Origin of the sequence: Escherichia sp. KTE96 (genome assembly GCF_000408525.1) — a bacterium.
GTDB lineage: Bacteria > Pseudomonadota > Gammaproteobacteria > Enterobacterales > Enterobacteriaceae > Escherichia > Escherichia marmotae.
In genome coordinates this window covers 410580-425541 of sequence record NZ_KE137147.1, presented here as the reverse complement: position 1 = coordinate 425541, position 14962 = coordinate 410580, and the positions used below count along the sequence as shown (strand labels likewise).

General features: G+C 51.4%; 15 protein-coding genes. 13 read left to right on the top strand and 2 right to left on the bottom strand.

What is annotated here, in order from left to right:
- Genes hybA through hybG form a run of 7 tightly spaced genes read left to right on the top strand, consistent with a single transcriptional unit; the run spans position 1 to position 5425 of the window.
- Positions 1-987, top strand: a complete 987-nt coding sequence (hybA, locus tag A1WG_RS16225; protein ID WP_001081870.1) for a hydrogenase 2 operon protein HybA — start codon at positions 1-3, stop codon at positions 985-987.
- Complete coding sequence (gene hybB / locus A1WG_RS16230) at positions 977-2155, top strand: Ni/Fe-hydrogenase cytochrome b subunit (protein WP_000017694.1); 1179 nt, start codon at positions 977-979, stop codon at positions 2153-2155. Before hybA ends, hybB begins: the two co-directional genes overlap by 11 nt.
- A complete protein-coding gene (gene hybC / locus A1WG_RS16235) occupies positions 2152-3855 on the top strand; it encodes a hydrogenase 2 large subunit (RefSeq protein ID WP_000083056.1) in 1704 nt (567 codons plus the stop codon). The genes hybB and hybC overlap by 4 nt, the downstream gene beginning before the upstream one ends.
- Positions 3855-4349, top strand: a complete 495-nt coding sequence (locus A1WG_RS16240) for a HyaD/HybD family hydrogenase maturation endopeptidase (protein WP_001221938.1) — start codon at positions 3855-3857, stop codon at positions 4347-4349. Before hybC ends, A1WG_RS16240 begins: the two co-directional genes overlap by 1 nt.
- Positions 4342-4830, top strand: a complete 489-nt coding sequence (gene hybE, locus A1WG_RS16245) for a hydrogenase-2 assembly chaperone (RefSeq protein ID WP_000134011.1) — start codon at positions 4342-4344, stop codon at positions 4828-4830. Before A1WG_RS16240 ends, hybE begins: the two co-directional genes overlap by 8 nt.
- A complete protein-coding gene (hypA, locus tag A1WG_RS16250; RefSeq protein WP_000544957.1) occupies positions 4823-5164 on the top strand; it encodes a hydrogenase maturation nickel metallochaperone HypA in 342 nt (113 codons plus the stop codon). The genes hybE and hypA overlap by 8 nt, the downstream gene beginning before the upstream one ends.
- Positions 5165-5176: 12 nt before the next feature.
- Positions 5177-5425, top strand: coding sequence for a hydrogenase maturation factor HybG (gene hybG / locus A1WG_RS16255; protein ID WP_000334894.1), 249 nt, complete (start codon positions 5177-5179; stop codon positions 5423-5425).
- Positions 5426-5590: 165 nt separating this feature from the next.
- Here hybG and yghU read toward each other — a convergent pair whose 3' ends face one another.
- Positions 5591-6457 (bottom strand): glutathione-dependent disulfide-bond oxidoreductase, encoded by an 867-nt coding sequence (gene yghU, locus A1WG_RS16260; protein WP_001517099.1) that lies wholly within the window; start codon positions 6455-6457, stop codon positions 5591-5593.
- Positions 6458-6661: 204 nt separating this feature from the next.
- Between yghU and gss the strand changes: the two genes are divergently transcribed.
- Positions 6662-8521 carry a bifunctional glutathionylspermidine amidase/synthase gene (gene gss / locus A1WG_RS16265; RefSeq protein ID WP_001517098.1) on the top strand — a complete coding sequence of 620 codons (1860 nt, stop codon included), beginning with the start codon at positions 6662-6664 and terminating at the stop codon, positions 8519-8521.
- Between the two features lie 301 nt (positions 8522-8822).
- Positions 8823-10322 (top strand): inorganic phosphate transporter PitB, encoded by a 1500-nt coding sequence (gene pitB, locus A1WG_RS16270; protein ID WP_000933317.1) that lies wholly within the window; start codon positions 8823-8825, stop codon positions 10320-10322.
- A gap of 48 nt (positions 10323-10370) precedes the next feature.
- Here pitB and A1WG_RS16275 read toward each other — a convergent pair whose 3' ends face one another.
- The gene (locus tag A1WG_RS16275; RefSeq protein WP_001517097.1) at positions 10371-11063 is read right to left on the bottom strand and encodes a dTMP kinase; all 693 of its coding nucleotides are present in this window, start codon (positions 11061-11063) and stop codon (positions 10371-10373) included.
- 173 nt (positions 11064-11236) lie between these two features.
- On the opposite strand from A1WG_RS16275, the gene A1WG_RS16280 reads away from it, so the two are divergent.
- From A1WG_RS16280 to A1WG_RS16295, 4 genes are read left to right on the top strand one after another with little or no spacing between them, the layout of a single operon-like run.
- Positions 11237-11950, top strand: coding sequence for a dTMP kinase (locus A1WG_RS16280; protein WP_072274938.1), 714 nt, complete (start codon positions 11237-11239; stop codon positions 11948-11950).
- A 31-nt stretch (positions 11951-11981) separates the two neighbouring features.
- Positions 11982-12740 carry a nucleoside/nucleotide kinase family protein gene (locus A1WG_RS16285; protein WP_000339328.1) on the top strand — a complete coding sequence of 253 codons (759 nt, stop codon included), beginning with the start codon at positions 11982-11984 and terminating at the stop codon, positions 12738-12740.
- Positions 12741-12785: 45 nt separating this feature from the next.
- Positions 12786-14135, top strand: a complete 1350-nt coding sequence (locus A1WG_RS16290; protein WP_000896902.1) for a lipopolysaccharide biosynthesis protein — start codon at positions 12786-12788, stop codon at positions 14133-14135.
- Positions 14135-14959 carry a hypothetical protein gene (locus A1WG_RS16295; protein ID WP_001517095.1) on the top strand — a complete coding sequence of 275 codons (825 nt, stop codon included), beginning with the start codon at positions 14135-14137 and terminating at the stop codon, positions 14957-14959. Before A1WG_RS16290 ends, A1WG_RS16295 begins: the two co-directional genes overlap by 1 nt.
- The last annotated feature ends 3 nt before the right edge of the window (positions 14960-14962 follow it).

The following is a 14962-nucleotide window of genomic DNA, read 5'->3' as shown; positions in this document are numbered from 1 at the left end:
GTGAACAGACGTAATTTTATTAAAGCAGCCTCCTGCGGGGCATTGCTGACGGGCGCATTGCCGTCTGTCAGCCATGCGGCTGCTGAAAACCGCCCGCCAATTCCGGGATCGCTGGGAATGTTGTATGACTCGACCTTGTGCGTAGGCTGCCAGGCTTGTGTGACTAAGTGTCAGGATATCAACTTCCCGGAACGTAACCCGCAAGGGGAACAGACGTGGTCGAACAACGACAAACTGTCGCCGTATACCAATAACATCATCCAGGTGTGGACCAGCGGCACTGGCGTCAACAAAGACCAGGAAGAGAATGGCTATGCGTACATTAAGAAACAGTGTATGCACTGCGTCGATCCGAACTGTGTCTCCGTGTGCCCGGTTTCTGCGCTGAAAAAAGATCCGAAAACCGGCATTGTCCATTACGACAAAGACGTGTGCACCGGCTGCCGTTACTGCATGGTCGCCTGCCCGTACAATGTGCCGAAGTACGACTACAACAACCCGTTTGGTGCGCTGCATAAGTGTGAGCTGTGTAACCAGAAAGGTGTGGAGCGTCTCGATAAAGGTGGTCTACCTGGCTGCGTAGAAGTGTGTCCGGCGGGCGCGGTGATTTTTGGTACGCGTGAAGAGCTGATGGCTGAGGCGAAAAAACGCCTGGCGCTGAAGCCTGGCAGCGAATACCACTATCCGCGTCAGACGTTGAAATCTGGCGACACTTACCTGCACACAGTGCCGAAATATTATCCGCATCTGTACGGCGAGAAAGAGGGCGGCGGTACTCAGGTTCTGGTACTGACGGGGGTTCCTTATGAAAATCTCGACTTGCCGAAGCTGGACGATCTTTCTACCGGCGCGCGTTCCGAAAATATTCAACACACCCTGTATAAAGGCATGATGCTACCACTGGCTGTGCTGGCGGGCTTAACCGTGCTGGTTCGTCGCAACACCAAAAACGACCATCACGACGGAGGAGACGATCATGAGTCATGATCCACAACCGCTGGGCGGCAAAATCATCAGTAAACCGGTCATGATTTTTGGACCGTTAATCGTCATTTGTATGCTCCTGATTGTGAAGCGTCTGGTGTTCGGTCTGGGCTCTGTCTCCGACCTGAATGGCGGCTTCCCGTGGGGCGTGTGGATTGCGTTTGACCTGTTGATCGGCACCGGTTTCGCCTGTGGCGGCTGGGCGCTGGCGTGGGCGGTATACGTCTTTAACCGTGGACAATACCATCCGCTGGTGCGTCCGGCGCTGTTGGCAAGTTTGTTCGGTTACTCACTGGGTGGCTTGTCGATTACCATCGACGTCGGTCGTTACTGGAACCTGCCGTACTTCTACATTCCGGGTCACTTCAACGTGAACTCGGTACTGTTCGAGACGGCGGTTTGTATGACCATCTACATCGGTGTGATGGCTCTGGAGTTTGCTCCTGCATTGTTTGAACGTCTGGGCTGGAAGGTATCGCTCAAGCGTTTGAACAAGGTGATGTTCTTTATCATCGCGCTTGGCGCGCTGCTGCCGACTATGCACCAGTCTTCCATGGGATCACTGATGATCTCGGCGGGCTACAAAGTGCATCCGCTGTGGCAGAGCTATGAAATGTTGCCGCTGTTCTCGCTGCTGACGGCGTTCATCATGGGCTTCTCGATAGTCATCTTTGAAGGTTCGTTGGTGCAGGCGGGTCTGCGTGGCAACGGGCCGGATGAGAAGAGCCTGTTCGTCAAGTTGACCAACACCATCAGCGTGCTGCTGGCGATTTTCATCGTGCTGCGCTTTGGCGAGTTAATCTATCGCGACAAGCTGTCGTTAGCGTTTGCCGGTGACTTCTACTCCGTCATGTTCTGGATTGAAGTCCTGCTGATGCTCTTCCCGCTGGTCGTTCTGCGTGTGGCGAAGCTGCGTAATGATTCACGTATGCTGTTCCTGTCGGCACTGAGCGCACTGTTAGGTTGTGCAACCTGGCGTCTGACCTATTCGCTGGTGGCATTCAACCCTGGCGGCGGTTACGCCTACTTCCCGACGTGGGAAGAACTGTTGATTTCTATTGGTTTTGTGGCTATTGAGATTTGCGCTTACATCGTACTCATTCGTCTACTGCCGATACTTCCTCCTTTAAAACAAAACGATCATAATCGTCATGAGGCGAGCAAAGCATGAGCCAGAGAATTACTATTGATCCGGTAACCCGTATTGAAGGGCATTTACGCATCGATTGCGAAATCGAAAATGGCGTCGTTTCGAAAGCATGGGCTTCCGGAACCATGTGGCGCGGCATGGAAGAGATCGTGAAAAACCGCGATCCGCGCGATGCCTGGATGATTGTGCAACGTATCTGTGGCGTATGTACCACCACTCACGCGCTCTCTTCTGTTCGTGCGGCAGAGAGTGCGCTGAACATTGACGTTCCGGTTAACGCGCAATACATCCGTAACATTATTCTGGCTGCGCATACCACGCATGACCATATCGTCCATTTCTATCAGCTCTCTGCGCTGGACTGGGTGGACATCACTTCTGCACTGCAAGCTGACCCAACCAAAGCCTCCGAAATGCTGAAAGGCGTTTCGACCTGGCATCTGAACAGTCCGGAAGAGTTCACCAAAGTTCAGAACAAGATCAAAGATCTGGTTGCCAGCGGTCAGTTGGGTATTTTCGCCAATGGCTACTGGGGGCACCCGGCGATGAAACTGCCGCCGGAAGTGAACCTGATTGCGGTAGCGCACTACTTACAGGCGCTGGAGTGCCAGCGTGACGCTAACCGCGTTGTGGCGCTGCTGGGCGGTAAAACGCCGCACATTCAGAACCTGGCGGTAGGTGGGGTCGCTAACCCGATCAACCTCGACGGTCTGGGCGTACTGAACCTTGAGCGCCTGATGTACATCAAGTCCTTCATCGACAAGCTGAGCGACTTTGTTGAGCAGGTTTATAAGGTTGATACTGCCGTTATCGCGGCGTTTTATCCGGAATGGCTGGAGCGCGGTAAAGGTGCGGTGAACTACCTGAGTGTGCCGGAATTCCCGACCGACAGCAAAAACGGTAGCTTCCTGTTCCCTGGCGGATATATCGAAAACGCGGATTTGTCCTCGTATCGTCCGATTACTTCCCATTCCGATGAATACCTGATCAAAGGGATTCAGGAAAGCGCGAAACACTCCTGGTATAAAGACGAAGCACCGCAGGCACCGTGGGAAGGCACAACCATTCCAGCTTACGACGGTTGGTCTGACGACGGTAAATACTCCTGGGTGAAATCACCGACTTTCTACGGCAAAACGGTAGAAGTGGGGCCGCTGGCGAACATGCTGGTGAAACTGGCGGCAGGACGCGAGTCTACCCAGAACAAACTGAATGAAATCGTTGCGATTTATCAGAAACTGACGGGCAACACGCTGGAAGTGGCGCAACTGCACTCCACTCTGGGGCGTATTATTGGTCGTACCGTTCACTGCTGCGAATTGCAGGATATCCTGCAAAATCAATACAGTGCACTGATCACTAATATCGGCAAAGGCGACCACACCACGTTCGTGAAGCCGAACATTCCAGCAACGGGCGAGTTCAAAGGCGTTGGCTTCCTCGAAGCGCCGCGCGGTATGCTCTCCCATTGGATGGTGATTAAAGACGGTATCATCAGCAACTACCAGGCGGTCGTTCCATCCACCTGGAACTCTGGCCCGCGTAACTTCAATGATGACGTCGGTCCGTATGAACAGTCGCTGGTGGGTACACCGATTGCCGATCCGAATAAACCGCTGGAAGTGGTGCGTACCATTCACTCCTTCGACCCGTGCATGGCCTGTGCGGTTCACGTAGTGGATGCCGACGGCAACGAAGTGGTTTCAGTGAAGGTTCTGTAATGCGTATTTTAGTCTTAGGGGTCGGCAATATTTTGCTGACCGATGAAGCCATCGGCGTGCGGATTGTTGAAGCGTTAGAGCAACGATACATTCTGCCGGATTATGTTGAGATCCTCGATGGCGGCACGGCGGGAATGGAACTGCTTGGCGACATGGCAAATCGCGATCATCTGATCATTGCCGATGCCATTGTGTCGAAAAAGAACGCGCCGGGAACGATGATGATCCTGCGGGACGAAGAAGTTCCGGCGTTGTTTACCAACAAAATCTCTCCGCATCAGCTTGGCCTGGCCGACGTATTGTCGGCCCTGCGCTTCACCGGCGAGTTTCCGAAAAAGCTGACTCTGGTCGGCGTGATCCCGGAATCGCTGGAGCCGCACATCGGTTTAACGCCGACGGTCGAAGCAATGATTGAACCTGCGCTTGAGCAGGTTCTGGCTGCGCTGCGCGAATCAGGCGTGGAAGCCATCCCGCGGGAGGCAGCACATGACTGAGGAGATTGCTGGTTTCCAGACCTCCCCAAAGGCGCAAGTACAGGCAGCGTTTGAAGAAATTGCCCGGCGTTCGATGCACGACCTCTCGTTTCTGCATCCTTCCATGCCGGTGTATGTTTCCGATTTTACGCTGTTCGAAGGTCAGTGGACGGGGTGTGTGATCACCCCGTGGATGCTGAGTGCAGTGATCTTCCCCGGCCCGGATCAACTCTGGCCGCTGCGCAAAGTGAGTGAGAAGATCGGTCTGCAACTGCCTTATGGCACTATGACCTTTACCGTTGGCGAACTGGACGGTGTTTCGCAATACCTCTCTTGCTCGCTGATGTCGCCGCTTTCGCACAGCATGTCGATTGAAGAGGGCAAACGCCTGACGGATGACTGCGCGCGAATGATCCTTTCGCTGCCAGTCACGAATCCGGATGTGCCACACGCAGGGCGTCGCGCCCTGCTGTTTGGCCGCAGGAGTGATGAAAATGCATGAGTTGTCGCTTTGCCAGAGCGCCGTTGAAATTATCCAACGGCAGGCGGAGCAGCACGATGTTAAGCGCGTCACCGCCGTGTGGCTGGAAATTGGCGCGCTCTCCTGCGTTGAGGAGAGCGCGGTTCGTTTTAGTTTTGAAATTGTCTGCCAGGGAACGGTGGCGCAAGGGTGCGATTTACATATCGTCTATAAACCCGCCCAGGCCTGGTGCTGGGATTGCAGCCAGGTAGTGGAGATTCATCAGCACGATGCGCAGTGTCCGCTCTGTCATGGCGAGCGGTTGCGTGTCGATACCGGCGATTCGCTGATCGTCAAAAGTATTGAAGTTGAATAACCGGAGTTAACAATGTGTATTGGCGTTCCTGGCCAGGTGCTGGCCGTCGGTGAAGATATTCACCAACTTGCGCAGGTCGAAGTTTGTGGCATCAAGCGCGACGTGAATATCGCCCTGATTTGCGAAGGCAATCCGGCCGATTTGCTGGGCCAGTGGGTGCTGGTGCACGTCGGGTTTGCCATGAGCATCATCGATGAAGATGAAGCCAAAGCCACATTAGACGCGCTGCGCAATATGGATTACGACATTACCAGCGCGTGATAATTAAAGTCGGATGCTTTCGTAGGCCTGATAAGACGCGCGAGCGTCGCATCAGGCATTGTACCTGATTGCCTGATTGCCTGATTGCCTGATTGCCGGATGCGGCGTGAACGCCTTATCCGGCCTACATCGGTCTGGAGGGCTTGCTGCGACGAACGCTAACCATTACCCCTGACGCTTATCTTCTGTATTTGTCTCGAAATCACTGGCGTCATGGCGCTCATGCAACTGCTCATTCAGCGGTCCGTTGGTGCGGTTAACAATACGCCCACGCTTCACCGCCGGACGTTCACCCACTGCTTTCGCCCAGCGTTGCACGTGTTTATAACTACCCGCATCAAGAAACTCTGCGGCATCATACACGCCGCCTAACACCACGTTGCCAAACCACGGCCAGATTGCCATATCAGCAATGGTGTACTCATCGCCCGCCACAAACTTATGCTGCGCCAGTTGCTTATCCAGCACGTCGAGCAGACGCTTGGCTTCCATAGTAAAGCGGTTAATGGCGTACTCAATTTTCACCGGCGCGTAATGGTAAAAGTGACCAAAACCACCACCGAGGAACGGCGCAGCACCCTGTAACCAGAACAGCCAGTTCAACGTTTCAGTGCGCTTCGCCAGATCCTGCGGCAGGAAGTAGCCAAATTTCTCCGCCAGATAAAGCAGAATCGAACCTGACTCAAACACGCGGATCGGCGGATTATGCGTATGATCGCGCAGTGCCGGGATTTTCGAGTTCGGGTTCACTTCGACAAAACCGCTGGAGAATTGATCGCCATCGCCAATGCGAATCAGCCAGGCATCGTACTCTGCGCCGGTGACGCCCAGCGCCAGCAGCTCTTCGAGCATAATCGTTACTTTCTGACCGTTTGGCGTACCCAGCGAATAAAGTTGCAACGGGTGCTTGCCAACAGGCAGCGTTTTTTCATGCGTCGGACCAGAAACCGGGCGATTGATATTGGCGAACGCGCCGCCAGCAGATTTATCCCACGTCCAGACTTTCGCGGGCTGATAAGTATTGTCTGTCATACTGAATTGCCTTCTGAGTGGTAGTGTTGAAGCAGTGTAGCAGCTCGCTTGCTGTACAGATTGTGAATTTTTTAACCCTTTGCACCAGCCGCTGCGTTGAGGTGTATGATAAGTCAGACCTCTGTCCGGTTAATGTCGCTGAGCAGGTAATCAGAGCACAACAATTACGCCAACTGCTTAGGTTGTATTGTTAAAGGTAAAGTGATGAGCAAAGGAACGACCAGCCAGGATGCCCCGTTCGGGACATTATTGGGCTACGCCCCCGGTGGTGTAGCAATCTACTCTTCAGATTACAGTTCTCTCGATCCGCAGGAATACGAAGATGACGCCGTATTCCGTAGCTATATCGACGATGAATATATGGGCCACAAATGGCAATGTGTTGAATTTGCTCGCCGTTTTCTCTTTTTGAATTACGGTGTGGTCTTCACCGATGTGGGCATGGCGTGGGAGATTTTCTCATTGCGCTTCCTGCGTGAAGTGGTTAACGACAACATCCTGCCATTGCAGGCATTTCCTAACGGCTCGCCGCGTGCGCCGGTCGCAGGAGCGCTTCTTATTTGGGATAAGGGCGGTGAATTTAAAGACACCGGCCATGTCGCCATCATTACCCAATTACGCGGCAATAAAGTCCGTATTGCGGAACAGAACGTGATTCATTCTCCATTGCCGCAAGGGCAACAGTGGACGCGTGAGCTGGAAATGGTGGTCGAAAACGGCTGCTATACCCTGAAAGACACCTTCGATGACACCACCATCCTGGGCTGGATGATCCAGACAGAAGATACCGAACACAGTTTACCGCAGCCGGAAATTGCAGGTGATTTGTTGAAAATCAGTGGGGCGCGGCTGGAAAACAAAGGCCAGTTTGACGGCAAATGGCTGGATGAAAAAGATCCGCTACAAAACGCCTACGTGCAGGCGAACGGTCAAGTGATCAATCAGGATCCGTATCATTATTACACCATTACCGAGAGTGCCGAGCAGGAGCTGATTAAAGCCACCAACGAGCTGCACCTGATGTATCTCCACGCCACCGACAAGGTGCTGAAAGATGACAATCTGCTGGCGCTGTTCGACATTCCGAAAATCCTCTGGCCGCGTTTGCGTCTCTCCTGGCAGCGTCGCCGTCACCATATGATCACCGGTCGTATGGATTTCTGCATGGATGAGCGCGGCCTGAAAGTCTATGAATACAACGCCGATTCTGCCTCCTGTCATACTGAAGCGGGCTTGATCCTCGAACGTTGGGCGGAGCAAGGCTATAAAGGCAACGGCTTCAATCCGGCTGAAGGGCTAATTAACGAACTGGCTGGAGCCTGGAAACACAGTCGTGCACGTCCGTTTGTCCATATCATGCAGGACAAAGATATCGAGGAGAACTATCACGCGCAGTTTATGGAGCAGGCGCTGCAACAGGCGGGCTTTGAAACGCGTATCTTGCGCGGGTTAGACGAGCTGCGCTGGGATGCTGCCGGGCAACTGATTGATGGGGAAGGGCGACTGGTTAACTGCGTGTGGAAAACCTGGGCATGGGAAACCGCGTTTGATCAGATTCGCGAAGTCAGCGACCGTGAGTTTGCTGCGGTGCCGATCCGTACCGGCCATCCGCAAAATGAAGTGCGCCTGATAGACGTTCTGCTGCGTCCGGAAGTACTGGTCTTTGAGCCGCTGTGGACGGTGATCCCTGGCAACAAAGCGATTCTGCCGATCCTCTGGTCGTTGTTCCCGCACCATCGCTACCTGCTGGATACCGATTTCACCGTTAATGATGAGCTGGTGAAAACCGGTTACGCCGTGAAGCCGATTGCCGGTCGCTGTGGCAGCAATATCGACCTCGTCAGCCATCATGAAGAGGTGTTGGACAAAACCAGCGGTAAATTTGCCGAGCAGAAAAACATTTACCAGCAGTTGTGGTGTCTGCCAAAAGTGGACGGTAAATACATTCAGGTATGTACCTTTACTGTTGGCGGTAACTACGGTGGGACTTGCTTGCGCGGAGATGAATCACTGGTCATCAAGAAAGAGAGTGATATTGAACCGTTAATTGTGGTGAAAGAGTAATAAACTTTGCCATAAACCGCACTGATTATGGAAATAACCAGTGCGGAAAATTGTTTGTGTAATAATCAAAACATTTATCGGGTGGATTTATTTAGATTAATAAATTCATAATATAAATATATTAGGGGTTGAAATTCTTTGTCATGAATTCTTTCCGTGATTTCTGAATGGTGACTTATTCCCTGATCCTAAAGAAATAACATTGTTTTTATCACTAAAAAGCGATATTTCACTTTGCCCATGCCATTAAAGTCACTGATAATGCGTTCGTTCGTAAATTCAAAATGGCGTAATCTAATATATGCTAAATTTATTTGTTGGCCTTGATGTATATACGGGGCTTTTGTTATTACTTGCTCTGGCGTTTGTGTTGTTCTATGAAGCAATTAATGGTTTTCATGACACAGCGAATGCGGTCGCAACCGTTATTTATACCCGTGCCATGCAGCCACAACTTGCTGTGGTGATGGCAGCATTTTTTAACTTTTTTGGTGTATTGCTTGGCGGACTTAGCGTCGCCTATGCCATCGTCCATATGTTGCCAACCGATTTGTTGCTGAATATGGGGTCAACTCATGGTCTGGCGATGGTCTTTTCCATGCTGCTGGCGGCGATTATCTGGAATCTGGGAACATGGTTCTTTGGTTTACCGGCCTCCAGTTCGCACACCTTGATTGGCGCTATTATCGGCATTGGTTTAACCAACGCGCTGTTAACCGGCTCATCGGTGATGGATGCGTTAAACCTGCGTGAAGTGACCAAGATTTTCTCCTCGCTGATTGTCTCCCCTATCGTCGGTCTTGTCATTGCGGGAGGGTTGATTTTCCTGCTGCGCCGTTTCTGGAGCGGAACGAAAAAGCGTGACCGTATTCACCGCATTCCTGAAGATCGCAAAAAGAAAAAAGGTAAACGTAAGCCGCCATTCTGGACGCGCATTGCACTGATTGTTTCCGCTGCGGGCGTAGCGTTTTCGCACGGCGCGAACGACGGACAGAAAGGGATCGGCCTGGTGATGCTGGTTCTGGTGGGGATTGCGCCCGCCGGGTTTGTCGTCAATATGAATGCTTCCGGCTATGAAATTACCCGTACTCGCGATGCAGTGACCAACTTCGAACACTATCTGCAACAGCATCCGGAACTGCCGCAGAAATTGATTGCGATGGAACCCCCGTTGCCTGCGGCATCAACTGAAGGCACGCAAGCGACGGAGTTCCACTGTCATCCAGCAAATACTTTTGATGCGATTGCTCGTGTCAAAACGATGCTGCCGGGCAATATGGAAAGCTACGAGCCGTTAAACGTAAGTCAACGCAGTCAGTTGCGGCGCATTATGCTTTGCATCTCTGATACTTCCGCGAAACTGGCGAAACTGCCAGGCGTTAGCAAAGAAGACCAGAACCTGCTGAAAAAACTGCGCAGCGATATGTTAAGCACCATTGAGTACGCTCCGGTGTGGATTATCATGGCGGTAGCACTGGCGCTCGGTATCGGCACCATGATTGGCTGGCGTCGTGTGGCGATGACCATCGGTGAGAAAATTGGTAAGCGTGGCATGACGTATGCGCAAGGCATGGCGGCGCAAATGACGGCGGCAGTGTCTATCGGTCTTGCCAGTTACATCGGTATGCCTGTTTCCACAACGCACGTACTCTCTTCTGCGGTGGCGGGGACGATGGTAGTGGATGGCGGTGGGTTACAGCGTAAAACGGTAACCAGTATCCTGATGGCATGGGTGTTTACCTTACCGGCGGCAATTTTTCTGTCTGGTAGTCTGTACTGGATAGCATTGCAGCTTATTTAACCTTCCTGATAATGCCCGCTCCCTGCGATCGGGCATTATCACTTCTGACTAGTGATAACCTCGTGCCGTCATAAAATCCCTAATCGCTTTTTCCGCATCAATCAGCACCTGCTCCAGCGGCTGATTGGCATCGATATCAACCAGTTGTGCACCGCCAAAGGTTAACTGCGGCGTTATGGCTATCTTCCTTTCCAGCGATTCCCTTTTGTGGTCGGGTTTACGCGCGCAGGCAACGTCCAGATCGACATTGAGTTTGATGACCAGATCAGGCTTATGGCTCGCCATCCAGTGAAACGCCTTACGTTCCTGACTTGCCAGCCATGAGACAAAACGACCGCCTTCAACGTTAGGCGGGAACACCGTACCATCGTAAGCGCCAGGAATTTGGTCTTGCGGATAACGGTCGGTTAAAACAATTAACCCGCGACGACGACAGGCAAGCATATGGCGAAAGCGTAGTAAGCGACGGGCGACAAATGCTGTAATTACCAGCGCCGGAACGGGACCCGGTAATTTTTTCGCCGTTTTCACTTTATTGCGTTCAATAGATTTATTAAGTGATTTCCCCATTAAGGGCAATTTGACTACTGCTCGCCCCACATTCCCTGCTTGTTTCCCGAGATGAACTCTTTCTGCGGCACCATATTTTTCGACAACGGTAATGAGATGTTCACACACCGTTGACTTGCCTGAACCATCACTGCCGATAACGGCAATTAACGGAGAGGTTATTGATTGCATGAATATATCCTTAAATTTAAATATCCACCCAAAATATTTATTTGGTTAATATGTTTTTATGAAAGCGTAATTCAGGGTAATACCACAATTAACCATTGTCACAATAAGGTTGAACGGATATTCTGAGCACGGACCACGTAATATTCAATACATTATTTGCTGCCGGGTTTTTCGTGAATCAACGTAATATGTCAATAATTAATTCCACGCCAGTGCGCGTTATTGCCATTGTGGGATGTGATGGTTCGGGTAAATCGACCCTCACGGCAAGCCTGGTGAATGAACTGGCAGCAAAAATGCCAACAGAACACATTTATCTCGGGCAATCGTCCGGGCGAATTGGTGAGTGGATTTCACAGCTCCCCATTATTGGTGCACCTTTTGGCCGTTATTTGCGAGGCAAAGCGGCACATGTGCATGAAAAGCCTTCAACGCCGCCCGGTAATATTACCGCGCTGGTTATTTATTTGCTTTCTTGCTGGCGGGCGTACAAGTTTCGCAAAATGTTGCGCAAAAGCCAGCAAGGCTATCTGCTCATTACAGATCGCTACCCGCAGGTTGAAGTGCCGGGTTTTCGCTTTGATGGCCCGCAACTGGCAAAAACTACTGGCGGTAACGGCTGGATAAAAATGTTAAGGCAGCGCGAACTGAAACTATACCAGTGGATGGCGTCTTATTTACCTGTGTTATTGATTCGTCTTGCTATTGATGAACAGACGGCGTTTTCGCGTAAGCCCGACCATCAACTGGCGGCGTTACAGGAAAAAATCGCCGTCACGCCACAACTGACGTTCAATGGCGCAAAGATCCTTGAACTGGATGGGCGGCAACCCGCCGATGAAGTCCTGCAAGTGTCACTACGCTCAATTCACGCCGCGCTTTCCTGATCACCAAAATGGATAAGGGATGATTTAACGAATGGATGCACTACACACGCAAACTGCTAATAGTACAACTGCGCCGCAGCCCAACTACATTCCAGGGCTGATTGCGGTGGTCGGGTGTGATGGCACGGGGAAATCCACGCTGACCACCGATCTGGTGAAATCACTGCAACAGCACTGGCAAACCGAGCGCCGCTATCTGGGGCTGCTCTCGGGCGAAGACGGCGACAAAATTAAACGCTTACCGTTTGTTGGTGTCTGGCTGGAGCGGAGACTGGCGGCAAAATCCTCCAAAACCCAAAGTATGAAAACCCAATCTCCGGCGCTTTGGGCGGCGGCGATTATGTACGGCTTTTCGCTGCGAAGAATGGCAAATCTGCGCAAAGTTCAGCGACTGGCGCAAAGTGGTGTTCTGGTGGTCAGCGATCGCTTTCCGCAGGCTGAAATTTCCGGTTTCTATTATGACGGTCCTGGGATTGGCGTCGAACGTGCTGCCGGGAAAATCAACATGTTCCTGGCGCAGCGTGAGCGGCAGTTATACCAACAAATGGCGCAATACCGCCCGGAATTAATCATTCGTCTGGGTATTGATATTGATACTGCTATCTCCCGCAAGCCTGACCATGACTATGCCGAGTTGCAGGACAAAATCGGTGTCATGTCGAAGATTGGCTATAACGGCACAAAAATTCTTGAGATTGATTCCAGAGCGCCCTACAGCGAAGTGCTGGAACAGGCACAGAAAGCGGTTTCTCTGGTTGCCATCGTTTCTGACCGCCGACGTTTAACTTAAGGCTGGCGGGCTGTTTTTCATTTTCAACGATAAGGTCTGGCTGAATTGGCGGGTTTTAACATCAAACATTGGTTTGCAGATGGCGCATTTCGCACCATTATTCGCAATAGCGCCTGGTTAGGCTCCAGCAATGTCGTGAGCGCTTTGCTGGGTTTACTGGCGCTTTCATGCGCAGGGAAAGGGATGACGCCAGCCATGTTTGGCGTACTGGTGATTGTGCAATCGTATGCCAAGTCGATCAGTGATTTTATTAAGTTTCAGACATGGCAGTTGGTAGTGCAGTATGGCACGCCAGCCTTAACCAATAATAATCCCCAACAATTTCGCAATGTTGTCTCTTTTTCCTTTTCGCTGGATATCGTCAGTGGTGCGGTGGCGATTGTCGGCGGCATTGCCTTGCTGCCATTTCTTTCTCACTCGTTAGGTCTGGATGAGCAAAGTTTTTGGCTGGCGGCGCTCTATTGCACGCTTATCCCCTCAATGGCTTCCTCCACGCCGACCGGCATTTTGCGCGCAGTGGATCGCTTCGACTTAATTGCGGTGCAGCAGGCGACGAAACCTTTTCTGCGTGCGGCGGGAAGCGTCATTGCCTGGTATTTTGACTTTGGTTTTGCGGGCTTCGTGATCGCCTGGTACGCCTCGAATCTGGTTGGTGGCACGATGTACTGGTGGTTTGCTGCGCGTGAACTGCGTCGTAGAAATATCCATAACGCCTTCAAATTAAATCTGTTTGAGTCTGCCAGACACATTAAAGGCGCGTGGAGTTTTGTCTGGTCAACCAACATTGCTCACTCCATCTGGTCGGCGCGTAACTCGTGCAGCACGGTGCTGGTGGGGATCGTGTTAGGGCCAGCGGCCGCCGGATTATTTAAAATCGCTATGACATTCTTTGACGCTGCCGGAACGCCCGCCAGTTTGCTGGGTAAGAGCTTTTACCCTGAAGTGATGCGTTTAGATCCTCGAACCACCAGACCGTGGTTGTTAGGCGTGAAGTCCGGCTTGCTGGCGGGCGGGATCGGCATTCTGGTTGCGCTTGCGGTGTTGATCGTTGGTAAACCACTTATTTCGCTGGTATTTGGCGTTAAATATCTCGAAGCATATGACCTGATTCAGGTCATGTTGGGCGCGATTGTTATTTCGATGCTGGGTTTCCCGCAGGAATCATTGCTGCTGATGGCGGGGAAACAACGCGCTTTTCTCGTGGCGCAAACCATCGCTTCAATCGGCTACATCGTGTTGCTGTTCATGTTCTGCCATCTGTTTGGCGTGCTGGGAGCGGCGTTTGCCTATTTCGGCGGTCAATGTCTGGATGTGGCGCTCTCATTAATTCCGACCTTAAAGGCGTTTTTTCAGCGCCATTCATTGCGTTATAACGCAGCCGGAGAGAAATCCTGATGATGAGAAAATATTTCCCGCTTGAGGCGAGCGAGCGTTTATTTGTTGCGGTTGAGGAAGATGATGTTATTGATGAGTGGGTCAGTTTACCATCGACAATTGCTTTGCGTTGTACTGCTGAAATCATTCAGGATAACTATGCGTTATGTCTGCAATTCTGGCTGAATGGTGTTAATCGTCAGGAGTTACTGCATTTAATCCGCAAACAGTCCAAAGGTGAGGAGCTTACGTCTGACGAGCGCAAACAGTTTAAATACATGCGAGCGCGCTACAAGCATCTACGTTTTGCCCAACGGTTGTATTTAAAAAAACACCGGGCGGGATTCTTATTCGGCAAAACGACGGTTTTTCTTGGGCGTTTTCAGGACGGTTTTCGTAACGGTAAGAAAAATATCGTGTCGTATTACGGAAACTTGTTACGTATTTATTTAAGCCCTCTTGTATGGTGGCTGGTGAGTTATTTATTACGCCATAGCCAGTTAGAAAGCGTGAACGGCTTTATCGCTTATCGCCAGAAGCAAATGCACATTCTGAAGGAGATTGTTGCCAAACCACAGCTTACAGGCAGGGAATTTCATGATGTGCGAAAAATCATCAGCCAGCAGGTTTCTTATTACGACACGTTAAGATCGCTTGATCCTGAAAATAAAGAGGCGTTGCAGATTTCCCGCTTTCTCGCAGCCATTAATGGCCTGATGGGAGATAAGCACGACGACATGGTGGCGGACGATATGGAAAATCGCCAGTCGTATGATGCACCAGTGGCACTCGATAGCGATATTCGTCAGCGTTTAGAACTGCTGATTTCGCGTTTTCCGCTATAACCG

Bases quoted from the DNA above. Each gene is read 5' to 3' on its own strand.
- hybB (WP_000017694.1), top strand. From the start codon at position 977: ATGAGTCATGATCCACAACCGCTGGGCGGCAAAATCATCAGTAAACCG.
- A1WG_RS16295 (WP_001517095.1), top strand. From the start codon at position 14,135: ATGATGAGAAAATATTTCCCGCTTGAGGCGAGCGAGCGTTTATTTGTT.
- A1WG_RS16240 (WP_001221938.1), top strand. From the start codon at position 3,855: ATGCGTATTTTAGTCTTAGGGGTCGGCAATATTTTGCTGACCGATGAA.
- hybE (WP_000134011.1), top strand. From the start codon at position 4,342: ATGACTGAGGAGATTGCTGGTTTCCAGACCTCCCCAAAGGCGCAAGTA.
- yghU (WP_001517099.1), bottom strand. From the start codon at position 6,457: ATGACAGACAATACTTATCAGCCCGCGAAAGTCTGGACGTGGGATAAA.
- A1WG_RS16285 (WP_000339328.1), top strand. From the start codon at position 11,982: ATGGATGCACTACACACGCAAACTGCTAATAGTACAACTGCGCCGCAG.
- hybC (WP_000083056.1), top strand. From the start codon at position 2,152: ATGAGCCAGAGAATTACTATTGATCCGGTAACCCGTATTGAAGGGCAT.
- A1WG_RS16275 (WP_001517097.1), bottom strand. From the start codon at position 11,063: ATGCAATCAATAACCTCTCCGTTAATTGCCGTTATCGGCAGTGATGGT.
- gss (WP_001517098.1), top strand. From the start codon at position 6,662: ATGAGCAAAGGAACGACCAGCCAGGATGCCCCGTTCGGGACATTATTG.
- pitB (WP_000933317.1), top strand. From the start codon at position 8,823: ATGCTAAATTTATTTGTTGGCCTTGATGTATATACGGGGCTTTTGTTA.
- hybG (WP_000334894.1), top strand. From the start codon at position 5,177: ATGTGTATTGGCGTTCCTGGCCAGGTGCTGGCCGTCGGTGAAGATATT.
- hypA (WP_000544957.1), top strand. From the start codon at position 4,823: ATGCATGAGTTGTCGCTTTGCCAGAGCGCCGTTGAAATTATCCAACGG.